Origin of the sequence: Streptomyces cucumeris, assembly GCF_024295805.1 — a bacterium.
GTDB classification, from domain to species: domain Bacteria; phylum Actinomycetota; class Actinomycetes; order Streptomycetales; family Streptomycetaceae; genus Streptomyces; species Streptomyces cucumeris.
Genome location: NZ_JANCLX010000009.1, coordinates 143528 through 167331 on the forward strand (window position 1 = coordinate 143528; position 23804 = coordinate 167331).

Genomic DNA, 23804 nt, shown 5'->3' on the forward strand with positions numbered 1-23804 from the left:
CGTCTCGGGCCCCGGCGCGCTTTCCGCGCCGGGGCCACTCCGCTGCCTCCGGACCGGCCCCGCCCGGTCAGCCGATACGGGTCAGCTTCGACCCGAACGACGGCTCGGAGAGATCGTCCTGCAGCGCCACCGGCGCCTTCAGCTGCCCCGGACCGGTGCCGACGGTGACTTCACCGACGACCGTGCCCGCCTTGGCCGAGTGCGGAACGGTCTTCCCGCCGTCGGTCAGCTTCAGGTCCACGGTCAGTCCGGACCAGCCGACCGCCGTGAGGTCCTTGGTGGCGACGACCGGGGTCGTACCGCCGAGGCCGTCGTCCACATGACCGACGACATCGCCCTTCTTCACCACCGTGGCCGAGGTCAGCCCGTTCTGCAATGCGGTGATGAGCTTGTAGCTGTTGGTCTGCACGAGCTGGAGGCTCTCGTCCAGGGTGCCGCCGCTGCGCTGCTCCAGCACCACACCGAGGATCCGCTGCTTCTTGCCCGCGACGGTCTTCTCGGCGCCCCACATCAGCGCACCGCCCGCCGGGGTGCTGGAACCGGTCTTGATCCCGATCACACCCGGCTTCACCAGCAGGTTGTTGTTGTTGTAGATCCGGTCGTCGAGACCGGGGATCTCGGTGTTGGGGGTGGCCACCACGGAACGGAACATGTCGAACTGCATGGCCGCCTTCGCCAGCTTGAGCTGGTCCTCGGCCGTGCTCTTGGTGGTCTCCTTCAGACCGCTGGGGTCGGTGTAGGTGGTGTTCTTCATGCCCAGGTCCTTGGCCGCGTCGTTCATCTTCGCGACGAACTTCTCCAGCGACCCCGCGTCCCAGCGGGCCAGCAGCCGGGCGATGTTGTTGCTGGAGTTGATCAGCAGGAGCTGGAGGAGCTGGTGCTGGGTGAAGGTCTGCCCCTCCTTGACCGAGGCGCGCGACTCGTCGGCGGAACCGGACTCATCGGCCGCCGTCTTGTCGATCTTGATGCGCGGGCCCTCGGCGTCGGCCTTCAGCGGGCGGTCCCTGAGCACCACATAGGCGGTCATCACCTTGGTGACGCTCGCGATCGGCACCGGCTTCTGGGCACCGGAGGTGCCCAGGCTGCCCACGCCCGCGACCTCGACGGCGGACTGGCCCTGGCCGGGCCAGGGCATCGAGAGCTTGCCGCCCTTGAAGGAGTACGTGGCGTCGGCGGTGAGCTCCAGCGCCGGCTCCGGCAGCGGCCGCACGGCCTGGGCGACACCCAGGACGACCACGAGCAGCAGGAGCAGCGGCGTCCAGATCTTGACCCGGCGCACGGCCGTGCGCATCGGGGTCTCGGGCTTGGGCGGCGTATTGGTGAGCTGGGCCAGCAGATCGAGCGGCGCGGGCTGCTTGCCGTCGGCCGTCACCGGCGGCAGCGGCTGCTGCTTGGTCCGCTCGGCCTCCGTGAGCGCGGGGGGCGGGGCGGAGCCGTCGGCGGCGGGCGCGGACGGCGCTTCGGCGGACGCGCTCGCGGGCTCGGCGGGCTCGGTGGACTTCGTGGACTTGGCGCGCGGTGTGTCGGCCGAGCGAAGCGGTACGAACTTGCTGGTCCGCTCGTTCTCGGACTCGGCGGGCTTCTTGGTGCCGGACTTGTCTGCACCGGGCTTGCCAGTGTCGGACTTCCCGGCGTCCGGCTTCTCGGCGTCCTCCTTGTCGCGGTCGAGCGCCTTGAAGGTCGTGGTCGGCCGGTCGACGGGGCTCGCGCCGTCCTTGCCGTCCTTGCCGTCCTTGCCGTCCTTGGGGGTGCGCTTGTCCGGCAGCACGCCGAAGGCGGCCGTGGCGCGGTCGACGGGCTTGTCCTCGTCGTCCCCGGCCTCGTCCTCGGCGTCTTCCTCGGCCTTGTCCTTGGCCTCGTCCTTGGCGGCGGAGGTGGACTTCAGCGTGCGGAACACCGCGGTCCGCTGATCGATCGACGGAGCGGACGGCTTGTCGCCGGATGTGTCGGCGTCGTCACCGGCGTCCGCGTCGTTGTCCTTGGCGTCCTTGGCGTCCTTGGCGTCCTTGGCATCGGCGTCGTCGGCCTTGTCCTCGGACCCGCTGTCCGCGGCGGTGTCCTCGGCGTCCGTGGCGGCGTCCGCATCGTCGTCCGTATCGGAGCTGGCGACCCAGGCCGCCACCGCCTGGCGCAGCCGGGCGTCACGCTCCCCGGGCGCGGCGTCAGCGGCAGCCGCCTTGCCGGATTCATCCGATTTGCCGGATTCGCTGTCCGGCGTTGCGCTCTCCTGCCCGGCCGCCCCGGCCTTGGGGCGGGTGGGCAGCCCCGAAGCCGTGGCCCCGGCTTCCGGTTCGGCCTCCGGCCCGGGCTCCGCCCGCTCCTCATCCGCAGCGTCGTCACCTTCGCCGGATTCGCCATCGCGAACGTCGGACGCCTCGCCGTCACCGGCACCGGCACCGGCACCGGAGGCGTCATCGGCCGTCGCGCCGTCCGCCCCGGCATCCGGTCGCTTGGATTCCGCTTCAGGTTCCGCTTCGGCGTCCGAGGAGCCCTCGGCACCCTCCGCGTCGTCCGCGTCCCGCGTGGTGCGGAAGACCGCCGTCGCCCGGTCCGCCTGTGGCGAACCGGCTTCCTCGGGAGCCGACTCGGGCTCGGCCTCCGGGTTGTCGGACGCGACGGCGACCGCCGACGCGCCCCCGGCCGCCTCCCCTTCCTGGAAGACCGCGAGCCGTGGATCACGCTCTCCCCGAGCCGTCTCCCCCGACGACTTCTGCTGCTCCGACTTGCCGGGGGACTCGCCCGCCACCGATGCCTCCTCGTACGTCTCGCGGGACGTACAGCGCCTCCTGGCCCCGCGTCCCGCAGCCCAACCTCTACCAGTGTCCTGTGTGTCCGGCACGCAGCCGCGCAGCGTCACCGTCGGAGAGCGCCTTCAGGGGCCCGCCCACCTGCTAGACGAGAACGACATACCTACTGGTTCCCACCTAAATCCACCAGGCACTCTCGACAGACCAATGTGAGAGGGGTCACCCTGTCATTCATCCACGCGGGGAGGCATGGATGGGCAGGAGCCGCAGAACAATTCCGGAGGAGCTTCTGCTGCTCGCTTTGGACCCGACCACGGGTACCACGGCGCAGCCGCAGTCGCTCGACCTCGGTCTTGCCGGAGCACAGCTAGTAGAGCTGGCTCTGGCCGGACGGATAGCCCCTGACGGGGATCGTATCGCCGTGGTGCTGCCACGGCCGACCGGAGATCCGACTCTGGACTCCGCACTGGAGCTGTTGCGCCGACGCGGCAGCCCGGTCCGGGCTGTCCACTGGATCGGCGGGCCCCGGCTGGGGCTGCGCCAGACGTACCTCACGCACCTGGAGCGTTGCGGCATGGTGCATGCCGTGGCGGGCCAGATGTGCGGGGTGCTGCCGACCACTCGCTACCAGGCGACGGACACGGCGATCAGCCGGGAGATCAGGAACCGGCTGGACAACGCGATCCGCACCGGCGTACCGCCGGACCCGCGGACCGCCGCGCTTGCCGCCCTGGCCCATGCGGTCGGGCTGGGCAAGCACCTGTATCCCGGGAACGAGGGGCGCTCCTCGCGCTCCCGGCTCCGGGATCTGATCCGGCACGACCCGATGGGCGGTCTCGTGGCGCACGCCGTGATGGACGTGCAGAACGGTGTCGCGGCGCAGCCACGGCGCGCACCGGCCGGAGGCCGACAGCCCGGGGCACGGTCCGCGGCGGAGCCCGCGGCCGGCGTTCCGGCCCAGCCGTCCCGTCGCGCGGGCATGGCCCGCGTCGGAGCGCGCTGACGCCCCTCGGGGCACCGCGACGCCGCGGACCCGCCAACAGGGCGGCGGGCGCCGTCTCCGGCACCACCGGGGCGTTTCCCGGCAGCGCCGGGGAGTCGAGTGACAACCGCACCACAACGAGCACCACCGTGCACCACATCCGCTCCACCGACCGCACCGCAGTCCCCACCGACCGGTTCGGGAGCCGCTGAAGCGCGCGGGGTGGTGGGACGGCCGACCCGGACGACGGCCGCCCCACCGCCCCGCGCGTGCGTTCGCCCGCCCCTGTGGAGCCATTTCCCAGCGCGGCACCGGCCGGTAGTGGCAGGCTGAACAGCAGATATCAGCGCTATGAAGCCGGAGGTGCACGTCCCGTGACATCGAACGTCGGGCCCACTGTCAGGCGACGCCGGTTGGGGCAGGAACTGCGCAGACTCCGCCAGGAGAAGGGCATGACGGCGGAGGAGGTGGCGGAGGAGCTGATGGTCTCCCAGTCGAAGATCAGCAGACTGGAGAACGGACGGCGCAGCATCAGCCAGCGCGATGTGCGCGACCTCTGCCGGACCTACAAGGTCGAGGACAAGGCCCTGGTCGATTCCCTGATGCAAATGGCCAAGGAGTCGCGCCAGCAGGGCTGGTGGAACGCCTTCGGTGACGTTCCGTACAGCGTCTACATCGGATTCGAGACCGACGCGGCATCGCTGCGGGTCTATGAACCGCAGGTGCTGCCCGGCCTGTTGCAGACGCCGGACTACGCGGAGGCGGTCATCAGCGGCGCGCTGCCGGAGGCGCCGCCGGACCAGATCGCCCAGCGCGTGCAGGTGCGGCTGCGGCGGCAGGAGCGCATCACCGATCCGCTGGCGCCGCTGCGGCTGTGGGCCGTGGTGGACGAGGCCGCGATGCGGCGGGTGGTCGGAAGTCCGAAGGTCATGAGCGACCAGCTCGACTATCTGGTGCGGATGAGCCACGAACCGCATGTGACGGTGCAGGCGCTGCCGTTCGGCATGGGCTCGCATCCGGGGATGAGCGGGCAGTTCACCATTCTCGAGTTCTCCGACGAGTCGGACACCAGCGTGGTCTATCTGGAGGGGGTGACCAGCGACCTCTATCTGGAGAAACTCAGCGATGTGCAGAGCTACAGCATGATGTACGAGCATCTGCGCGCACAGGCGCTCAATGTGGACCAGAGCCGTCAGTTCATCAGCGAGGTGGCCCAGGACCACGCGCGTCGGCACGGGGAGGGCTGACGACGCGGCTCCCGGCGGTTGAAGCGAGCGGAGGTTACACCTCCACACCGCCCCGAGGAAGGGGCCAGGGGAATATGCCATCCGGTCGAGTGAACGGCCCCGTGGGCGGACGATGTTGCCGAGTAACGTCGTTCTCGCCTCGGAACTCGAGGTGCACTTCCTCAACACATCGCATCGGAGCAATTGTGTCCATTCAGCAGGGAAAGACGAGTATGTGGGTGAAATCCTCGTACTCCGCAGGAAACGGCGCGTGCGTGGAAATCTCCTCCCCGGTCATGGGCGAGATCGCGGTGCGCGACTCCAAGGTCCCGCAGGGACCGACGCTCGGCTTCGCTCCCGCGTCGTGGTCGTCGTTCGTGTCCGACGTCCGTCGGGGCGCCTTCGACCTCGACTGATCTCCGCCGCGCACGGCCGTGACAGAGCGGTCGGCGGTGCGGATCCAGTGTATTGCCTCCGAGCCCTCTCGACCGGCCGCCGTCCCTGCCGAGAGGGCTCGCGGCATTTCCGGTTTCCGTTCCGGGTTTCCGCTCCGGTTTCCCTCCGGTTCCACTCCGGGGTCAGCGGAGCCGGTCGACGAATTGGTCCGTACCGGGAATCGTGGGAATGAAGGGTGCCACGAATTCCACACGGCCGAGCCCGGACTCCGCCACCTCGGTGTCGAGTCCGGTCAGACAACTCTCCCAGCATTCGCGTGGATCACGCTCCAGGAACCAGAGCAGGGTCAGCCGGGTGTCGACGCCCTCGACCTGCCGGACGTAGGTCATCCGGTCCCCCGGCAGCGGGGTGGGGCGGAAGACGGTGACCATCGCGGCGGGTGAGCCCGTCAGCCGCCGCGGCAGATGGCGTGAGCCGAGCCAGTCGAGCAGCTCCGCGCGCCGCCCGGGGTCCTCGGTGTCGATGACCTCCAGGACCAGTCCGGCGTAGGGGTGGTCCAGGGCGTGGTGATCGCGCGGACCGGCCGCGCCGTCGCGGTAGACGGTGAGCGCGTGGTCCTGGAACGCGGTGAACACATGGGTGCGCTCACGGTGCACCCGCCCGTCGCGGTTCAGCCGCTTGTTGATCGCCACGGTCCACCGCATGTGCTCCGCGTAGCGCCCCTCGGTGATCCAGTAGACGCTGAGGTAGCAGCCCGCGGTGACGGGCCGGGCGACCGCCGAGGGCTCCGGATAGCGCAGCAACTGGAGATCGCGGGTGGCCACCCAGCGGCGCCCGGCGAAGATCCACGGCATGGCCATCGCGCCCGCGATGTAGTGGTCGTCCTCGTACCAGCGGTTGTAGGCGTACTCATGGCCCGGATGCGGTTCGACCATGGTGATCAGGGCATGCCCGGGACGTGTCCCGTACGGGCCGGTGGCGGCCAGTTCCGCGTACCGGTCGGGGTGCGCTTCCCCTCCGGCGGCCTCCCGGGAGTCACTGGAATCGCTTCTCATTCCCCCAGGTTTAGCTGACGATGCGTCAGTTGTGGAGGGGGTGCGCGACCGGATCGCGGACGGTTCGGCCGCGCGCGGCCGGTCCGCCGTAGGCTGCGCGGACCTTCCCGAGCCGAGGAGTCCGGAGAGTCCCATGCGCGCCGATGTTCCCGCCTTTGCCGCCCGCGCCGCCTCCGTGGCCGGGTCGCCGGTACGCGACATCCTCGCGCTCACCGCACGCCCCGAGGTGATCTCCTTCGCGGGCGGACTGCCCGCGGCGGATCTCTTCGACACCGAGGGTGTCGCCGCCGCCTTCGGGCGGGTGCTGGCCGAGGAGCCGCACACCGCACTCCAGTACTCCACCACCGAGGGCGACCCCGGGCTGCGCGGCGCGACCGCCGCCCGGCTGACCGCGCGCGGACTGTCCACCGGGGCGGACGACCTGCTGGTCACCAGCGGTTCACAGCAGGCTCTGACCCTGCTGGCCACCGCGCTGCTGGAGCCGGGCGACACGGTGCTGGTGGAGAGCCCCACCTACCTCGCGGCCCTCCAGTGCTTCGCGTTCGCCGGGGCGCGGGTGGTGCCGGTGCCCGGCGACGACGACGGGCTGGACCCGGACGCGCTCGCCGAGCTCGTCCGGCGTGAGCGGCCGAAGCTGCTCTACACCATCCCCACCTTCCAGAACCCCACCGGACGCACCCTGCCCGCCGTCCGCCGGGAGGCGGTGGCCGCGGTGGCCGAGCGCCACGGTCTGTGGATCGTGGAGGACGACCCCTACGGGGAGCTGCGGTTCGCCGGTGAGCCGGTGCCGTGGATCGCGGCCGGTGCGGCCGCCGCCGACCGCACCGTACTGCTCGGCAGCTACTCCAAGATCATGGCGCCGGGGCTGCGACTGGGCTGGCTGCGCGCCCCGGCCGCCCTGCGCCGCGCCTGTGTGATCGCCAAGCAGGCCGCGGATCTGCACAGTCCGACGGTCAACCAGCTCGCGGCGGCGCGCTATCTGGCCGACGCGGATCTGGACGCCCATCTGTCCCGGGTGCGTCTGGCCTACCGGGACCGCCGGGACGCGCTGCTCGGCGGACTGGCCGAGGCGCTGCCCGAGGGGTCCCGCTGGAACCGGCCGGAGGGCGGGATGTTCGTCTGGGCGTCGCTGCCCAAGGGGTACGACGCGACCGAGCGGCTGCGGATGGCGGTCGGGCACGATGTGGCGTTCGTCCCCGGGGCGCCGTTCTTCGCGGCCGATCCGGATCCGGCGGCGATGCGGCTGTCCTTCGTGACCCACACCCCGGACGAGATCGCCGAGGGGCTGCGCCGTCTGGGCACGGCGCTGCGCTGACACCGCGGCGGCGGCCATCGCGGCCGGACCCTGGCCTTCTCCGGGCGACACCTCTAACCTGACGCACCGTCAGAGTGCTGTCGCCCCGGGGAGGTTCGCCATGCTGCTGCGCGGCAAGACCGTGATCGTCTCCGGAGTCGGTCCCGGCCTCGGGCACCAGGTGGCCGCCGCGGCCCTCCGCGACGGGGCCAACGCGGTGCTCGGCGCCCGGACCGCCGATCGGCTGGCCAGGGCTGCCACGGGACTGGACCCGGACGGCGGACGCACCGCCTGGCGGGCCACCGACATCGCGGACGAGGGCCAGTGCGACGCGCTGGCGGCCCTGGCCGTCGAACGGTTCGGCGGTATCGACGCCGTGGTCCACGTGGCCGCGCTGGACGGCCACTTCGGTGGTCTGGAGGACGCCGACTTCGCGGCCTGGACCCAGGTGGTGGACATCAATCTGCTCGGCACCCTGCGGATGACCCGCGCCTGTCTGCCCGCGCTCAAGGAACGGGGCGGGGCGGTCGTCCTGATCGGCACCCAGTCGTCGGTCGCCGCCCCCAGCGAGGTACGGCAGACCGCGTACGCCGCCTCCAAGGGCGCGCTGGTCTCGGCGATGTACGGGCTGGCCAGGGAGCTGGGCCCGCACCGGATCAGGGTCAACACCGTGCAGCCGGGCTGGATGTGGGGGCCACCGGTCCAGGGGTACGTCTCCTTCGCGGCGCGCTCCGAAGGCGTGTCCGAGGAGGTGGTGCGGGACCGGCTCGCCCGCCGGATGGCACTGCCGGAGCTCGCGACGGACGGGGAGGTGGCGGAGGCCGCGGTGTTCCTGGCCTCCGACCGGGCACGGGCGATCACCGGGCAGTCGTTGCTGGTCAACGCCGGTGAGCTGATGCGCTGAGCGCTCCGCGGGGAATGCGGCGAGGCCGCTCAGCGGTGGGCGCCGGACGCCCGGTCCCGCCCCGGCGGACCGCCCGGGGCCTGCGCCACCAGCGCGGACAGTACGAGGTCGAGGGCGTCCTCGAAGGAGCTCTCGGCCAGGACGTCCAGTTCAGCGCGGACCGTCGCCAGGATCGGGTACGCGGTGGCGTCGACCGACCGGTAGGCCAGGGTGGACGCCCGCCCGTCGGCCTCCCGCTGGGCGGCGGGCAGCGCCAGGGTCGCCGCGTCCAGGGCGGCGTGGCCGAGCACGGTGTCGACGAAGGCCAGGTAGAGCCGCAGCGCGCGGGCGGGTTCGAAACCCGCCCGCAGCAGGATGCCCACCCCGGTCTCGACCGCATGGAACTCGTTCTCCCGCCGCGTCACCCGGTACGAGGCCAGGGCGGCGGCCCGGGGGTGGGCGAGATAGCCGTTCCGCACCCGGTGGGCCATCTCGCGCAGCGAGGCCACCCAGTCCGGCCCCGGGACGAAGCCCTCCATCGAATCGCCGATGATCCGGTCCGCGACGGCCAGCAGCAGATCGTCGGTGTTGCGGAAGTAGCGGTAGACCGCGCTCGGATCACAGCCCAGGGCCGAGCCGAGACGGCGCACGCTCAGCGCCTCGGGGCCGTGCTCCCCGATCAGCCGCAGGGCGCAGTCCACGATCAGCCCGGCGGACAGCAGGGTGCCCGAGCGGGTGGGCCGACGGCGTCTGCGCTCATGGGGGACGCGTTCGCCCGCCGTACCGGTCATGGTGAGCCCCTTTCCACGGCCGCCGCCCAATCTCGTCCCGCTCTCGTCCTGGGCAGTGAAGGCCGCGCCACGTCTTATGTCAACACCATTGACGCAACTTCGGAGGCCGTTGTTCGATGCGTGGCACCCGTACGGCTCTTCCCCGTCCTCCTGTCCTCCGTGAGGAGCCCGCCATGTCCCATCCCCCCGCCGAGCTGCGCCGCTCGCTCGGTGTCATCGACGGTGTGGCCATCGCCGCGTCCAGCACGGCTGCCACCACCAGCATCGCCATCGGCATGGGAACGCTCGCCGCCACCGTCGGGCTCCAGGCGCCCGTCCTGCTGCTGCTCGCCTTCCTCCCCGTCCTCGGCATCGCCTGCGCCTACGCCCGGCTGAACCGGTCCGAGCCCAACTGCGGCAGCGGCTATGTGTGGGTGGGCACCTCGCTGGGGCCCTGGCCGGGGTTCCTCGTGGGGTGGGTCAACGTGGTCGGCGTGATCATCTTTCTCGCCTACACCAGCGCGGTGACCGGTTCGGTGATCCTCCAGTTCGCCAACAAGGCCCATCTCACCAGCGTCGCGGGGATCACCCTGGACCCCGAGTCCACCGCCGTGACCACCGTCGTGGGACTGGTGGTGCTCACCGGGGTCACCGTCATGGCGGTCACCGGGGTGCGCAGCGCGACCCGTCTCCAGGCGTGGCTGCTGGTCTTCGAATACGCGGTGCTGCTGGTCTTCTGCGGCTGGGCGCTGATCACCGGTGAACACTCGGTGTCCCTTTCCTGGTTCAACCCGTTCGCGATCGAGAGCGGTACGGCGTTCGCCCAGGGGCTGGTGCTGGCGGTGTTCTTCTTCTGGGGCTGGGACGCGTCGTTCAGCGTCACCGAGGAGACCCAGGAGGTCGGCGACTCGGCGCGCGGCGGTTTCATCGCGCTCTTCGCCATGCTGGGGCTCTTCATCTTCGCCTCGGTCGCCTTCCAGCGGGAGATGAGCCTGCCCGAGCTGATCGAGCAGGGCCCGCAGGGCTTCACCTACCTCGGCGCCAAGCTGGCGGACGAGCCCTGGGCGAGTCTGCCGCTGCTCGCCCTGATGTTCTCGGCGGTGGCCTCCGTCCAGTCCTCGGTCATCCCGACCGCCCGCGGGATGCTGGCCATGGGCCGGGACCGGACCATGGGCCAGGTGTGGACGCGGATCCACCCGCGCTACGGCACCCCCGCCGCCGGCACCGTGCTGGTGATGGCCATCGCCACCGGCGTCGCCCTGCTCGCCCTGGCCATCCCCAAGCTCAACGACATGATCCTGGCCGCGGTGAACTCCATCGGCCTGGTCGTCGCCCTCTACTACGGTCTGACGGCGATCGCCTGTGCCGTGCGCTTCCGCTCCGCCCTCCGCCAGGGACCGCGCGAGGCGGTGCTCGCGGTCGGGGTGCCGGGGGCGTCGGGGGTGGCCCTGCTCGCGATCGGCGGCTACCTCGGCTACTCGTATCTGACCGGGGCCGACCACTTCGAACTCAGCCCGGACAACGGCTGGTTCATGTTCTCCCTGCCCTGCGCGATCGTGGCCAGCGGACTGGTCATGGCCGCGTGGGCGAAGTACCGGCGGCGCTCGCCGTACTTCGTCACCGGACGCGGTACGGACGGGGACCGGCTGCGGCTGCCGGTGGACCGCCCGGCCGGATCCGCGCCCTGAGAAACCCACGACCCCCTGGGTCCCAGAACACGCAGTGACCTCCCCCGAACGTTCGACCAACCCCCCTGGAGCGCTTCTGATGTCCGACCCCACCGCCGACCTCGTCTTCACCGGTGGCCCGGTGCACACCGGCGATCCGGCACTCGGCCGGGTCACCGGCGTCGCCGTGCGCGACGGCCGTGTCGTCGCCGTCGGCCAGGACGCGGTGGACGAGCTGACCGGGCCGCGGACCGAGGTGGTGGACCTGGCCGGGCGGCTGCTGCTGCCCGGCTTCCAGGACGCCCACGTCCATCCGCTGGGCGCCGGGCTGGAACTGGCGCAGTGCCACCTCGGCGACTCCACCGACGCCCACGGCTATCTGTCCACGATCGCGGCCTACGCCGACGCCCACCCCGACGCCGCCTGGATCACCGGTGGCGGTTGGTCCATGGAGGCGTTCCCCGGTGGCACCCCGACCGCCGCGATGCTCGACGCCATCGTCCCGGACCGGCCGGTCTACCTGCCCAACCGGGACCACCACGGCGCCTGGGCCAACACCCGCGCCCTCCAGCTCGCGGGCATCGACGCCCGCACCCCGGACCCGGTCGACGGCCGGATCGAACGGGACGAGCACGGCAACCCCACCGGCATGCTCCAGGAGGGCGCCGCCGACCTCGTCGGCTCACTGCTGCCGGAGGCCACCCACGACGAACAGCTCGCCGCCCTGCTGCGCGCCCAGTCCCTCCTGCATTCGCTGGGCATCACGGCCTGGCAGGACGCCATCGTCGGCGGCTACGCCAATCTGACCGATCCGACCCCCGCGTACCACGCGGCCATCGACGGCGGGCTGCTGACCGCCCGGGTGGTCGGCGCGCTGTGGTGGGACCGGGCGCGCGGCGCGGAGCAGATACCGGAACTGATCGCCCGCCGGGAGGCCACCGGACGCGGCCGGGCGCTGCGCGCCTCGACGGTGAAGATCATGCAGGACGGGATCGCCGAGAACCACACCGCGGCGATGCTCGGCCCCTACCTCACCGGCTGCGGCTGCGCCTCCGACAACTCCGGGATCAGCTTCGTCGATCCGCACGAACTGCCGGCATACGTCACCGAGCTGGACGCGCACGGCTTCCAGGTCCACTTCCACGCGCTCGGCGACCGCGCGGTACGGGAGGCGCTGGACGCGGTCGAGGCGGCGCGGACCGCGAACGGTCACCGCGACACCCGGCACCACCTCGCCCATCTCCAGGTGGTGGACCCGACCGACATCCCGCGGTTCCGCACCCTGGGCGCCACCGCCAACATCCAGCCGCTGTGGGCCGCCCACGAGCCGCAGATGGACGAGCTGACGCTGCCGTTCCTCACCGCCGAACGCGGTGCGCGGCAGTACCCCTTCGGTGCGCTGCTGCGGGCCGGTGCCACCCTCGCCGCGGGCAGCGACTGGCCGGTGAGCAGCCCCGATCCGCTGGCGGGCATCCATGTCGCGGTCAACCGGCGGCTGCCCGACGCGGCGGCCGGGACCCCGGCGTTCCTGCCGGAGCAGCGCATCGGTCTGGCGGCGGCGGTCGCCGCGTACACCTCGGGCAGTGCGTATGTGAACCACGCCGATGACACCGGGACCGTCGCCCCGGGGCAGCTCGCCGATCTGGTCGTGCTGGACGGCGACGTCTTCGACGGTCCGCCGGAGGCCATCGCCGAACGGCGGGTGCTCCAGACCTTCGTGGGCGGTGAGCGGGTGTACGCGGCGGCTGACGCCTGATCAGCCGGTGGGGTCCCCGGCCGCCGTACCGGGCCCGGCCGCCGTCAGGTCGCGCTGCATCAGCACGGTGTCGATCCAGCGGCCGTGCTTGTGGCCGACGGCGGCCAGCCGGCCCGCCGGGGTGAAGCCGAAGCGCCGGTGCAGCGCGGCCGAGGACGTGTCACCGCCGTCGGCGATGACCGCGACGACCTGGCGCGCCCCCGCCCGCGCGCAGCGGGTGAGCAGCGGCTCGAGCAGGGCGCGGCCCAGACCGGCGCCGGTGCGGCCGGGCGCGAGGTAGATGGTGTCCTCGACGGTGTGGCGGTAGGCGGGCTTCGGCCGGTAGGGCGCGGCGTACGCGTAGCCCGCGATTCCGCCGCCCGCGCCGCTCCCGGTGTCCGCGACGAGGAACGGCAGTCCGCGCCCGGTCAGTTCGGCCAGCCGCCGCTCCCAGTCGGCCACGCCGGGCGGCACCTCGTCGAATGTGGCGACGGTCTCGGTGACGTAGTGGGCGTAGATGGCCGCCACGGCGCCGAGGTCGTCGGGGGTGGCATCACGTATCTCCGCGGCGGGTGCGCTCATGCGGTCACCCTAGAGCGTGTCCGCAACGTCCCGCCGGGCCCGCTCCGCGCGTTCTCCGGCCGGGCCAAGATCAACTCATTCCTCGTTGGTGAGCAACCTCTCCTCTGGTCAAGTCGTCCTCCAGAAGGTATTAGGGTCGGCCCTCCGTGCCGACCGCCGCCGATCCGCCGGTCCTGCGACCGCCGTCCCGACCGTCCCCACGGCCGCCTCTGGAGCCTCCCCCCGTGACCTCGACACAGACGCGCCCTCCCGCCGGTGTCCATCCGGCCCGCGCCTTCGTCCTGCGCCGTCCGACGCTGTGCGCGGCGGTGCTGTGTCTGCTGTCCTTCACGGGGTTCTGGATCGCCCAGCGGGCGGCCCAGGTGTCGATGGTCGATCTGCTGGTCTACCAGGCCGAGGGCTGGACGGTGCGCAACGCCGCCGACCTGTACGACATGCGGGCCACGGTCCACGGACTGCCCAACACCTACCCGCCGTTCGCCTCACTGCTGTTCACCCCGCTGACCCTGATGGGGACGGGCACCCTGCGGACCTTCGGCACCGCCGTGAACCTCGGCCTGATGGTCGCCCTCGCCCACCTCTCGCTGCGGCTGACCGGACTACCGCGCACCCTGCCGCGCCCCGCGGCGGTACTGGCCCTGGCGGCGGTGGCGGTCTGGTGCGAACCGGTGTGGACGACACTGCGCTACGGACAGATCAACCTGCTGGTCACGGTGGCGGTGCTGTGGGATCTGACCCGCCGGGCGGGCCACCGCGGGGCCGGCCTCGGGACCGGGATGGCGGCCGGCATCAAGCTGACCCCCGGGCTCTTCGTGGTCTTCCTGGCGCTGGCCGGGCTGGTGGCCGGGGTGCGGCGGCTGCGGATGTCCGTGGGGCCGCTGACCGCGTTCCGCAACGACCATCTGCGCCGCGCGGCCGTGGCCACCGCCGTCTTCGCGGCCACGGTCGGATTCTCGGCGCTGGCGCTGCCGCGTGACTCGCGGCGGTTCTGGACCGAGGTGCTGTTCGCGACCGACCGCCCCGGGGCGGTCGAGGGCGCGGGGAACCAGAACCTCCGCGGGGTCCTCGCCCGGCTGCTGCACACCACCGACCCGGGGCCGTGGTGGGTCCTCGCCGCGGCGCTGATCGGCTGTGCGGGGATGACCGCGGCGGTCCTGGCCCAGCTCATGGACGACCGGCGGCTGCCGCACGCCCGCGCCTGGGCGGCCCTGGCCTGCGCGGTCACCGCCCTCCTGATCAGCCCGGTCTCCTGGTCGCACCACTGGGTCTGGGCGGTGCCGATGGCGCTGCTGCTCGCCCTGGAGGCGGCGCGGCGGCGCACCGGGGTGTGGATCGCCGGGGCGGTGGTGACCTGGCTGCTCTTCTGCTCCTTCATGATCTGGTACGTGCCGCACGCCCTGCCGACCCGGGTCGAACTGCACCAGAACCCGGCCCAGATGCTGCTGAGCGCGGTCTATCCGCTGATCGGCGTGGTCTTCCTGGCCGTCGCGGCCCGGCTGGCCCTGCGCGCCGCCCGCACCCCCGCCATCGCACCTGACCATCCCGTCCGGCCGGTGCCCGGCGCGCTGCGCGCTACGCGCGCGGGTAGCGGGTGAGCCAGGCCGCGGAGGAACCGCCGGGGCCGTGCAGGGCGGGGCCCTGCGTCATCTCCATGGCGAAGTCGTCGGCCAGCTCCAGGATGGTGCCGCGCCCCTCGACCTCGGCCAGCCAGGCGGGCGGCAGCGCCGTCTCACCGTGCAGGACGCCCAGGAGGTTGCCGCAGACGGAGCCGGTGGAGTCGCTGTCCCCGCCGTGGTTGACCGCCAGCAGCAGCCCGTGCCGTACGTCCTCGGCGACCAGCGCGCAGTACAGGCCCATCGCCAGGGCCTCGTCGGCGGTCCAGCCCTCGCCCAGGGAGGCGACGCGGTCGGCGGTCGGCAGCCCTTGGCGCACGGCGCCGAGCGCCTGCCGGAGCGCCTGGGTGGTCTCCTCGTGGCCGGGCCGGGTGGCCAGTTGGGCCAGCGCCCGCTGGACCGCGCCGTCCAGCCCCTCACCGCGGGCCAGACCATGCACGATCAGCGCGAACGCCCCGGCCGCGAGATAGCCGGTGGGGTGGCCGTGGGTCTGGGCGGCACATTCGATGGCGAGCTGGAAGACGAGCTGGGGCTCCCAGCCGACGAGCAGTCCGAAGGGCGCGGAGCGCATCACCGCGCCGCAGCCCTTGGAGTCGGGGTTCCTGGGGGCGTCGAGGGTGCCCATCGCCTCGTCGGCCAGCCCGTTCAGACAGGCCCGGCCGGGGGCGCGCTGCGCGTACAGCCACTCCTCGCGCGCCAGCCAGCCCGCGTCCTCGCGGCGCTCGTCCGGGCCCCAGTCGCGCTGGGTGGCGTACCAGCGGCGGTGGGCGGCGTGGATGTCGGTGGGTGGATGCCAGGCGCCGGTGTCCCGGCGCACCTGGGCGCGTATCAGCCCGTCCACGGTGAACAGCGTCATCTGGGTGTCGTCGGTGACCCGGCCGCGCCGCCCGTAGGCGGGCAGGAAATCGGTGACGCCGTCGGTGCCGTGCTCCGCCCGTATGTCCTCCAGGGAGGAGAACTCGACGGCCGCCCCCAGCGCGTCCCCGATGGCGCCCCCGAGCAGACAGCCGCGGACCCGGCTGCGGAAATCCTGTTGCTCGGCGCGGCCCCATACGCCGGTCGCTGCGCTGGCGGCTGCGGTCACGACCTTTCCCCTTTGCATTCCGTGTGGTGGGTACGGCCCCGGACTGCACCGCACTGTAATGGACACGGAATGATCGCCTCTTGCCCGCGTCCGAGGTGAAACCGAATGTGAAGGCGTCAGCACGCGGAAACCGGCGGACCTGCCCATTCCGCACCCTGCCCGGCACCGCTATTTCCTCCGCCATATCCGCGCGATTTCCTCACCGTTGGCCATCCCGGGGCCGGAGTGTTCGGAATGCGGTACGGCATGTGTGCGAATAGCGCGGCGGCGGGCGGTATCGTCCCCGCCATGGCTGACGGGGTACTGCGATGCGGAGTGTGCGGATCCGGCCGGTTGACCCCGGTCGCCGAGCTCAGGTCCAACGACGGCTGGCACGACAGACTCCGGCTGCGCTTCGGCCGCCGCGGCGCGCTGCGCCCCCGACCGACCTTCCACGCCGAGTACGCGCGCGCCTGCCGTGACTGCGGTGCGGTGATCCCGTTCCTGGGCGAGGAGGAGCGCCGGGCTCTGGCCGATGACGATCCGGCGGGCCACGACGCCCTCTGACGGCACGGCGGCCGGACAGTGCCCGCGGGCCCGGGCGCCCGCGGGCTCAGACCACCGGGGTCAGTCCCCCAGCACCGGCAGCAGCTCCGGCAGATGGCCGTCCGAGGCGAGCGCCGCGGTGCGGCGTTCCTCGGAGACCGGGCCGTAGGTCGTGGTGCGCGGGCGGGCCGGGCGGCCGGCCAGGTCGGCGATGGCGACCAGGTCCTGGATGGAGCGGTAGGAGCCGTAGGAGGAGCCCGCCATCCGGGAGATGGTCTCCTCCATGAGGGTGCCGCCCAGATCGTTGGCGCCGGAGCGGAGCATCTCCGCGGCACCCTCGGCGCCGAGTTTGACCCAGCTCGTCTGGATATTGGGGATATGGGGGTGCAACAGGATCCGTGCCATGGCCGTGACCGCGCGGTTGTCCCGGGTGGTGGGTCCGGGGCGGGCGATGCCCGCGAGGTAGACCGGGGCGTTGGTGTGGATGAACGGCAGGGTGACGAACTCGGTGAAACCGCCCGTCTCCTGCTGGATGGAGGCCAGCAGCCGCAGATGGCCCAGCCAGTGGCGCGGCTGGTCCACATGCCCGTACATCATCGTGGAGGACGAGCGGATGCCCAGTTCGTGGGCGGTCCTGATGACCTCGACCCAGGTGGCGGTCGGCAGCTTGCCCTTGGTGAGGACCCAGCGCACCTCGTCGTCCAGGATCTCGGCGGCCGTCCCCGGAACGGAGTCGAGCCCGGCCTCCTTCGCGGCGGTCAGCCACTCGCGGATGGACAGCCCGGTGCGGGTCGCCCCGTTGACGACCTCCATCGGGGAGAAGGCGTGCACATGCATCCCGGGCACGCGCTCCTTCACCGCCCGGGCGATGTCGAAGTAGGCCGTGCCGGGCAGGTCCGGATGGATACCGCCCTGCATGCACACCTCCACCGCGCCCACGTCCCACGCCTGCTGGGCGCGGTCGGCGACCTGGTCCAGCGAGAGGGTGTAGGCGTCGGCGTCGGTGCGGCGCTGGGCGAAGGCGCAGAAGCGGCAGCCGGTGTAACAGACATTGGTGAAGTTGATGTTGCGGGTGACGATGTAGGTGACATCGTCACCGACGGCCGCCCGGCGCAGATCGTCCGCGATCCGGCACAGCGCGTCCAGCGCCGGTCCGTCGGCGTGCAGCAGGGCCAGCGCCTCGGGGTCGGTCAGCCGGGTCGGGTCATCGGCGGCCGTGGCGAGCGCGGACTTCACATCGGCGTCGATCCGGGAGGGGGCCATACCGGGGGCCGCCGCCTCGCGCAGCGCCTCCCAGTCGCCGTACACCTCGTCGAAGTCCTCGCGGCGGTCGCCGGTGCGGCCCTCGGTGTCGATGGTGTGGTGCAGATCGGTGCGGCCGGAGGAGGTGAACGCCTCCTCCGGCTCCTGCCAGGGCAGCCCGGCCGGAAGGGCTTCCTCGCGGGCCAGTCCGGTGTCCGGGTCGGCCAGCGCCCGGACGTGGGGCAGCAGCCGCGGATCCAGCCAGGGTTCCCCGCGCTGGAGGTACTCGGGGTAGACGCACAGCCGCTCACGGAGGGCGAAGCCCGCAGCGGCCGAGCGCTCGGCCAGCTCGTCGAGCTGGGGCCAGGGGCGCTCGGGGTTGACGTGGTCCGGGGTGAGCGGGGAGACCCCGCCCCAGTCGTCGATCCCGGCGCCGATGAGCTGCTCGTACTCCGCGTCGACCAGGTTGGGCGGGGCCTGGATGCAGGCGGAGGGGCCCAGGATGTGGCGGGCGACCGCGACCGTGGCCACCAGATCGGCCAGTTCGGCGTCGGGCATCCCGCGCATCGCGGTGTCCGGCTTGGCGCGGAAGTTCTGGATGATGACTTCCTGGATGCCGTGGTAGGCGCGGGAGACCCGGCGCAGCGCGAACAGCGACTCCGCGCGCTCCTCATGGGTCTCGCCGATCCCGATCAGCAGTCCGCTGGTGAACGGGACGGAGCTGCGTCCGGCGTCCTCCAGGACCCGCAGCCGCACGGCGGGCTCCTTGTCGGGCGAACCGTAGTGCGGACCGCCGGGCTCGCTCCACAGCCGCTCGGCGGTGGTCTCCAGCATCATGCCCATGGAGGGCGCGACCGGCTTGAGCCGCTGGAAGTCGGTCCAGGTCATGGCGCCGGGGTTGAGGTGGGGCAGCAGCCCGGTCTCCTCCAGGATGCGGATGGCCATGGCCCGCACATACGCGACGGTGTCGTCGTAGCCCTCGGCCTCCAGCCACTCGCGCGCCTCCGGCCAGCGGTCCTCGGGGCGGTCGCCGAGGGTGATCAGCGCTTCCTTGCAGCCGAGTTCGGCGCCGCGGCGGGCGATGGCGAGCACCTCGTCGGGGGACATGAACATCCCGTGCCCCGCGCGGCGCAGCTTGCCGGGGACGGTGGCGAAGGTGCAGTAGTGGCACTTGTCCCGGCACAGCCGGGTGAGCGGGATGAAGACGCTGCGCGAGTAGGTGATGATCCCGGGGCGGCCCGCGGCCTCCAGCCCGGCGTCACGGACCCGGGCGGCGGAGGCGGTGAGGTCCTTCAGGTCGTCACCGCGCGCCTGGAGCAGCACCGCCGCCTCGGCCGCGTCCAGCGCCACGCCGTCACGGGCCCGTTTGAGCGCGCGGCGCATCGCGTTGGCAGTGGGGCCGTTCGGGGCGGGCGATGGGGTTCCCTGCGCGCTGGTGGTCATCCTCCGAGGATACGAGCGGTGCGGAACACCGCCAGACCGCCCGGGCCTGCGGTTTTGTGGGTCTGATCACGGAGGTGCCGAACGGCGGGCGGGAATACGGGGCGGCGCGGCGGGGGCGCTCACAGGTACTGGGCGTAGTCGTCGAGGGTGCGCAGGATCTCGGCGCCGTCCGCCGCACCCGCGGTCCCCGGCTCGGGCGCCGGGAGCTGGACGACGACCTCCTCGATGCCGAGCTCGGCGTAGTGGGCCAGCTTGCCGGGCGAGGGCAGCACCGCGTACGGCACCACCTCCAGCGCCGCCGGGTCCCGGCCCGCCTCCTCCCACACCCGGCGCAGGGCAGGGATCGCCTCCGTCAGTCCGCGTCCCCCGGTGGGCATCCAGCCGTCGCCGTACGCGGCGACATGGGCGAACAGCTTGGGCCCGGCGGCCCCGCCGACCAGGGTGCGCGGGCCGGTGAGCGGATCGGCCGCGGAGCGCCGCCGCACCGGTTTGGGGTGCGCGAGGCTGGCCCGCACCGATCCGAACCGGCCCTGGTAGGCGGTGGGCTCGGGGGTCCACAGGGCGCGCATCAGCGCCATCCGGTCCTGGACGAGATCGCGGCGGTCGGACCAGGAGACATTGTGGTCGGCCGCCTCCTCGACGTTCCAGCCGTAGCCGATGCCGAAGGTGAACCGGCCGTCGGACAGATGGTCGAGGGTGGCGACCCGTTTGGCGAGGCTGACCGGGTCGTGCTGGGCGACGAGGGTGACACCCGTGCCGACGCCGAGCTGTTCGGTGACCGCGGCCGCCTGGCCGAGCGCCACGAACGGGTCGAGCGTACGGCCGTATTGACGCGGCAGCGGCTCGCCCATCGGGGCGGGGGTGTCACGGCTGACCGGGATGTGGGTGTGCTCGGGCAGATAGAGCCCGGCGAACCCGCGCTGTTCCAGCTCCCGGGCGAGCCGGGCGGGACGGATGGATTCGTCGGTGAGGAAGACGGTGGTCGCGATGCGCATGGGGCTGCACCTCCGCGTCGGCCGGTGGGGCTGCGCGTATGTTCCCCCGTCGCCACGAGGTTATCCACAGGGCTTTCCGTGGGAGTCACCCACGCGTACAACGGTGTCACACGGGTGTCGGACCGCACCCGCGTGACACAGCACGGCACGGCACGTTCGATGGCGGGCACGTTCCGACGGTGGGGGCGATGACGGTGGGGGCACGTATGCAGCGACGCGACGTACTCAGGATCTCCGCGCTTGCGGGCGCTGCGGGGATGCTTACGCTCGATCCCGTGACGTTCGCACAGGCCGATGAGCGGGACGACGGCAGTGGTGGTGGCGGTGACGGCGAGAAGACGCGGACCGTCTCCGGCCATCTGCCCACCGGGGCACCGGACTTCGTCTATCTGCCGGTCGAGGTGCCCGGCAGGGTCCGCGAGATCGCCGTGTCCTACAGCTACGACAAGCCGTCGGTCCCGGCCGGGACCCAGGGCAACGCCTGTGACATCGGCATCTTCGACGAGCGCGGCACCGATCTGGGCGGGCGCGGCTTCCGCGGCTGGTCGGGCGGGGCGCGTACGGAGTTCGCCATCAGCGCCGAGAAGGCGACCCCGGCGTATCTGGCGGGGCCGGTGCGGGCGGGCACCTGGCATGTGGTGCTCGGACCGTACACGGTGGCTCCGCAGGGGATGGACTACGAGGTCACCGTCACCCTGCGGTTCGGCGAGCCGGGTGAGACACCCAAACCGGTCTATCCGCCGCAGCGGGCGAAGGGGCGCGGCCGGGCCTGGTACCGCGGCGACTGCCATCTGCACTCGGTGCACTCCGACGGCAAGCGCACCCCCGCCGAGATCGCCGCCGCGGCCCGCGCGGCCGGGCTCGACTTCATCACCACCACCGAGCACAACACCACCTCGGGACACGGTGCATGGGACGGACTGTGGGGCGATGACCTGCTGATCCTCACCGGTGAGGAGGTCACCACCCGCAATGGCCACGTGGTGGCCCTCGGCATCGACCCCGGTGTGTTCATCGACTGGCGCTACCGCGCCCGGGACAACGCCTTCGGACGCTATGCCCGCAAGATCCGGCAGGCGGGCGGTCTGGTGGTCCCCGCCCATCCGCACGGCACCTGTGTCGGCTGCAACTGGAAGTTCGGCTTCAACGAGGCGGACGCGGTCGAGGTGTGGAACGCGGACTTCACCCCGGACGACGAGGCCAGCGTCGCCGGATGGGACAACACGCTGGTGGCCGCCGCCCGGGGCGACGGCCGCTGGCTCCCGGCCATGGGCAACAGTGACGCCCACCGCGAGGGGCAGACCGTCGGACTGCCGCAGACGGTCGTGCTCGCCGACGAGCTGTCCCGCACCGCGATCCAGGAGGGCATCCGCACGGGCCGGAGCTGGATCGCCGAGTCCTCCGCGATCGAGCTGGCCTTCGAGGCGGTCGGCGGCCGGGGCCGGCACGCGGGCATCGGCGGGCGGCTGGCGGTGGACCGCGACGAGGAGGTCACGGTCCGGCTGAAGGTCTCGGGCGCGGGACCGGACTGCTCGGTGCGGTTCATCACCGACCAGGGCCAGTTGTACGCGACGGCGCTGCCGGGTTCCGGGTCCGGCACCGCGGAGTGGCGCACCACGCCCTCGTACGCCGCCTACGTACGCGCCGAGGTGCGCCACGCCCCGGCCGACGGCGGGGCGTCCGGCCTTCCCGGGCGCATGGCGGCCATGACCAACCCCATCTGGCTCGGCAGACCCTGACGACGCCGCGGCCCGGGCCCCGGGGAGGGCCCGGGGACCGGGCCGGGGACGGTCAGGTCCTGGTACTGACGGTGCGGGTGTCGCGGCCGGAGCGGAGCACCGTGCCGGGGACCGCGCCGGTGACCGTGTCGTCCCGGAGGGTCTCCACCCCGCCCACCCGGACGCTCACCACGCCCACCGCCCGCGAGTCCAGCCGCGGACTGTCCCCGGGCAGGTCGTGGACGAGCGTGGCCTGGCCCGCGTCGATCCGCTCGGGGTCGAACAGCACCAGGTCGGCGTGGTAGCCCTCGGCGATCCGGCCGCGGCCGCGCAGTCCGAACAGCCGGGCCGGATCGTCGGTCAGCATCCGCACCGCCCGCTCCAGACCGACCAGCTTGCGCCCCCGCAGACAGTCGCCGAGGAAGCGCGTGGTGTACGGCGCACCGCACATCCGGTCCAGATGGGCCCCGGCGTCCGAACCGCCGAGCAGGACGTCCTCGTGCTCCCAGGTCTGCCGCCGCAGCTCCCAGCTTGCCGGGTCGTTGTCGGTGGGCATCGGCCACAGCACGGTGCGCAATGCGTCGGCGGCGCAGATCTCCACCAGGGCGTGGAAGGCGTCCTGTCCGCGCTCGGCGGCGATGTCACGGACGACCCGGCCGGTCAGTCCGGCGTTGGCCTCGCTGTAGGTGTCGCCGATGACGTACCGCTCGAAGTGGGCGAGCCGCCGGAAGACCCCGGCCTCGGGACTGTTCGCGCGGCGCAGCATCTCCTCCCGTACGGCGGCGTCTCGGAGCCTGGCGATCCGCTCGGGGACCGGCAGCCGGAGGACATCGCCCCAGCCGGGGATGAGGTTGAGCGCGCAGAAGGTGCCCAGCGACATGTTCATGGGGGTGAGGATCGGCATGGTGAGCGCGACGATCCGGCCGCCCGCCTTGCGGGCGCGTTCACTGGCCTGGAGCTGGCGCGGCACCCGCTCCGGCACCGCCGCGTCGACGGTCAGCACATTCCAGTTGAGCGGCCGTCCGGCGGCGGCGCTCATCTCCACCAGCAGGTCGATCTCCTCGTCCGCGAACCGGTCCAGACAGCCCGCGACGATCGCCTCGAGCTGTGTCCCCTCGTGGTCGGCGACCGCCCGGGACAGCGCGATCAGCTCCTCGGGCCGGGCGTGCCGGGAGGCGACCGGCTCACCGTCACCGTCGGCGTGGGTCGAGGACTGGGTGGTGGACAGACCCCACGCCCCCGCGTCCATCGCCTCGTGGAACAGCCGCAGCATCGCCTCAAGCTGGGCCCCGGTGGGCCGGCCGCCGATCGCGTCGGGGCCCATCACATGGCGGCGCAGGGCGCAGTGGCCCACCATGAAGCCCGCGTTGACCGCGATCCGGCCCTCCAGCGCGTCGAGGTACTCGCCGAAGCCGTGCCAGTTCCAGGGGGCGCCTTGTTCCAGCGCGACCAGTGACATCCCCTCGACCCGGCTCATCATCCGCCGGGTGTAGTCGGCGTCACCGGGGCGCTCGGGGTTGAGCGGCGCCAGGGTGAAACCGCAGTTGCCGCCGACCACGGTGGTCACGCCGTGGTTCATGGACGGAGTGGCGTAGGGGTCCCAGAAGAGCTGGGCGTCGTAGTGGGTGTGCGGATCGACGAACCCGGGGGCGAGCACCAGCCCGGTGGCGTCCTCGGTGGACCGGGCGGGCTCAGTGACCGTCCCCGGCTCCGCGACGGCGACGATCCGCCCGTCGCGGAGACCGACATCGGCGGTACGGGACGGCGCGCCCGTGCCGTCCGCCACGGTGGCGCCCTTGATCAGGTGGTCGAGCACGGGTGCGTCCCTTCTGGTGGGTGCGGTGTGC

Annotated in this window: 18 protein-coding genes; 10 read left to right on the top strand and 8 right to left on the bottom strand. The window is 72.3% G+C overall.

The features are described from left to right. Nucleotides 1-67: 67 nt before the first annotated feature. Entirely contained in the window at nt 68-2746 is a 2679-nt protein-coding gene (locus tag NMK44_RS16290; protein WP_254743634.1) for a D-alanyl-D-alanine carboxypeptidase, read from the bottom strand. A 254-nt stretch (nt 2747-3000) separates the two neighbouring features. Between NMK44_RS16290 and NMK44_RS16295 the strand changes: the two genes are divergently transcribed. From NMK44_RS16295 to NMK44_RS16305, 3 genes are all read left to right on the top strand, one after another. After that, the gene (locus NMK44_RS16295) at nt 3001-3750 is read left to right on the top strand and encodes a GOLPH3/VPS74 family protein (RefSeq protein WP_254743635.1); all 750 of its coding nucleotides are present in this window, start codon (nt 3001-3003) and stop codon (nt 3748-3750) included. Between the two features lie 353 nt (nt 3751-4103). Then, the gene (locus NMK44_RS16300; RefSeq protein WP_254743636.1) at nt 4104-4976 is read left to right on the top strand and encodes a helix-turn-helix domain-containing protein; all 873 of its coding nucleotides are present in this window, start codon (nt 4104-4106) and stop codon (nt 4974-4976) included. Nucleotides 4977-5161: 185 nt separating this feature from the next. Continuing rightward, nucleotides 5162-5371 (top strand): DUF397 domain-containing protein, encoded by a 210-nt coding sequence (locus NMK44_RS16305; RefSeq protein WP_254743637.1) that lies wholly within the window; start codon nt 5162-5164, stop codon nt 5369-5371. Between the two features lie 162 nt (nt 5372-5533). Here NMK44_RS16305 and NMK44_RS16310 read toward each other — a convergent pair whose 3' ends face one another. Continuing rightward, entirely contained in the window at nt 5534-6406 is an 873-nt protein-coding gene (locus NMK44_RS16310) for a hypothetical protein (protein ID WP_254743638.1), read from the bottom strand. Nucleotides 6407-6539: 133 nt separating this feature from the next. Here NMK44_RS16310 and NMK44_RS16315 point away from each other — a divergent pair, with 133 nt between their 5' ends. Together NMK44_RS16315 and NMK44_RS16320 are read left to right on the top strand one after the other, a co-directional pair. Further along, nucleotides 6540-7721, top strand: a complete 1182-nt coding sequence (locus tag NMK44_RS16315) for an aminotransferase-like domain-containing protein (RefSeq protein ID WP_254743639.1) — start codon at nt 6540-6542, stop codon at nt 7719-7721. Nucleotides 7722-7821: 100 nt separating this feature from the next. Next, nucleotides 7822-8604, top strand: a complete 783-nt coding sequence (locus NMK44_RS16320; RefSeq protein ID WP_254743641.1) for an SDR family oxidoreductase — start codon at nt 7822-7824, stop codon at nt 8602-8604. Between the two features lie 29 nt (nt 8605-8633). On the opposite strand, the gene NMK44_RS16325 is transcribed toward NMK44_RS16320, so the two are convergent. Further along, the gene (locus NMK44_RS16325) at nt 8634-9374 is read right to left on the bottom strand and encodes a TetR/AcrR family transcriptional regulator (RefSeq protein WP_254743643.1); all 741 of its coding nucleotides are present in this window, start codon (nt 9372-9374) and stop codon (nt 8634-8636) included. A gap of 173 nt (nt 9375-9547) precedes the next feature. On the opposite strand from NMK44_RS16325, the gene NMK44_RS16330 reads away from it, so the two are divergent. Together NMK44_RS16330 and NMK44_RS16335 are read left to right on the top strand one after the other, a co-directional pair. Further along, nucleotides 9548-11041 carry an APC family permease gene (locus NMK44_RS16330; protein WP_254743645.1) on the top strand — a complete coding sequence of 498 codons (1494 nt, stop codon included), beginning with the start codon at nt 9548-9550 and terminating at the stop codon, nt 11039-11041. Nucleotides 11042-11120: 79 nt separating this feature from the next. Continuing rightward, complete coding sequence (locus NMK44_RS16335) at nt 11121-12776, top strand: amidohydrolase (protein ID WP_254743647.1); 1656 nt, start codon at nt 11121-11123, stop codon at nt 12774-12776. Here NMK44_RS16335 and NMK44_RS16340 read toward each other — a convergent pair whose 3' ends face one another. After that, the gene (locus NMK44_RS16340; protein ID WP_254743649.1) at nt 12777-13337 is read right to left on the bottom strand and encodes a GNAT family N-acetyltransferase; all 561 of its coding nucleotides are present in this window, start codon (nt 13335-13337) and stop codon (nt 12777-12779) included. Nucleotides 13338-13561: 224 nt separating this feature from the next. Here NMK44_RS16340 and NMK44_RS16345 point away from each other — a divergent pair, with 224 nt between their 5' ends. Beyond that, on the top strand, nt 13562-14932 hold the full coding sequence (locus tag NMK44_RS16345; protein WP_254743651.1) for a glycosyltransferase 87 family protein: 1371 nt from the start codon (nt 13562-13564) through the stop codon (nt 14930-14932). Here NMK44_RS16345 and NMK44_RS16350 read toward each other — a convergent pair. Next, on the bottom strand, nt 14910-16052 hold the full coding sequence (locus NMK44_RS16350) for an ADP-ribosylglycohydrolase family protein (RefSeq protein WP_254743653.1): 1143 nt from the start codon (nt 16050-16052) through the stop codon (nt 14910-14912). The genes NMK44_RS16345 and NMK44_RS16350 overlap by 23 nt on opposite strands. Before the next feature lie 270 nt (nt 16053-16322). On the opposite strand from NMK44_RS16350, the gene NMK44_RS16355 reads away from it, so the two are divergent. Continuing rightward, the gene (locus tag NMK44_RS16355; protein WP_254743655.1) at nt 16323-16580 is read left to right on the top strand and encodes a hypothetical protein; all 258 of its coding nucleotides are present in this window, start codon (nt 16323-16325) and stop codon (nt 16578-16580) included. Between the two features lie 60 nt (nt 16581-16640). On the opposite strand, the gene NMK44_RS16360 is transcribed toward NMK44_RS16355, so the two are convergent. Continuing rightward, entirely contained in the window at nt 16641-19244 is a 2604-nt protein-coding gene (locus tag NMK44_RS16360) for a bifunctional FO biosynthesis protein CofGH (protein ID WP_254743657.1), read from the bottom strand. Nucleotides 19245-19363: 119 nt separating this feature from the next. Next, a complete protein-coding gene (locus NMK44_RS16365) occupies nt 19364-20239 on the bottom strand; it encodes a TIGR03619 family F420-dependent LLM class oxidoreductase (RefSeq protein ID WP_254743659.1) in 876 nt (291 codons plus the stop codon). Nucleotides 20240-20445: 206 nt separating this feature from the next. Here NMK44_RS16365 and NMK44_RS16370 point away from each other — a divergent pair, with 206 nt between their 5' ends. After that, complete coding sequence (locus NMK44_RS16370; protein ID WP_254743661.1) at nt 20446-21978, top strand: CehA/McbA family metallohydrolase; 1533 nt, start codon at nt 20446-20448, stop codon at nt 21976-21978. A 52-nt stretch (nt 21979-22030) separates the two neighbouring features. Here NMK44_RS16370 and NMK44_RS16375 read toward each other — a convergent pair whose 3' ends face one another. After that, entirely contained in the window at nt 22031-23773 is a 1743-nt protein-coding gene (locus NMK44_RS16375) for an N-acyl-D-amino-acid deacylase family protein (protein ID WP_254743663.1), read from the bottom strand. Nucleotides 23774-23804: the final 31 nt, after the last annotated feature.

Bases quoted from the DNA above. Each gene is read 5' to 3' on its own strand.
- NMK44_RS16310 (WP_254743638.1), bottom strand. From the start codon at position 6,406: ATGAGAAGCGATTCCAGTGACTCCCGGGAGGCCGCCGGAGGGGAAGCG.
- NMK44_RS16325 (WP_254743643.1), bottom strand. From the start codon at position 9,374: ATGACCGGTACGGCGGGCGAACGCGTCCCCCATGAGCGCAGACGCCGT.
- NMK44_RS16335 (WP_254743647.1), top strand. From the start codon at position 11,121: ATGTCCGACCCCACCGCCGACCTCGTCTTCACCGGTGGCCCGGTGCAC.
- NMK44_RS16340 (WP_254743649.1), bottom strand. From the start codon at position 13,337: ATGAGCGCACCCGCCGCGGAGATACGTGATGCCACCCCCGACGACCTC.
- NMK44_RS16355 (WP_254743655.1), top strand. From the start codon at position 16,323: ATGGCTGACGGGGTACTGCGATGCGGAGTGTGCGGATCCGGCCGGTTG.
- NMK44_RS16350 (WP_254743653.1), bottom strand. From the start codon at position 16,052: ATGCAAAGGGGAAAGGTCGTGACCGCAGCCGCCAGCGCAGCGACCGGC.
- NMK44_RS16315 (WP_254743639.1), top strand. From the start codon at position 6,540: ATGCGCGCCGATGTTCCCGCCTTTGCCGCCCGCGCCGCCTCCGTGGCC.
- NMK44_RS16320 (WP_254743641.1), top strand. From the start codon at position 7,822: ATGCTGCTGCGCGGCAAGACCGTGATCGTCTCCGGAGTCGGTCCCGGC.
- NMK44_RS16365 (WP_254743659.1), bottom strand. From the start codon at position 20,239: ATGCGCATCGCGACCACCGTCTTCCTCACCGACGAATCCATCCGTCCC.
- NMK44_RS16370 (WP_254743661.1), top strand. From the start codon at position 20,446: ATGCAGCGACGCGACGTACTCAGGATCTCCGCGCTTGCGGGCGCTGCG.
- NMK44_RS16360 (WP_254743657.1), bottom strand. From the start codon at position 19,244: ATGACCACCAGCGCGCAGGGAACCCCATCGCCCGCCCCGAACGGCCCC.
- NMK44_RS16295 (WP_254743635.1), top strand. From the start codon at position 3,001: ATGGGCAGGAGCCGCAGAACAATTCCGGAGGAGCTTCTGCTGCTCGCT.
- NMK44_RS16330 (WP_254743645.1), top strand. From the start codon at position 9,548: ATGTCCCATCCCCCCGCCGAGCTGCGCCGCTCGCTCGGTGTCATCGAC.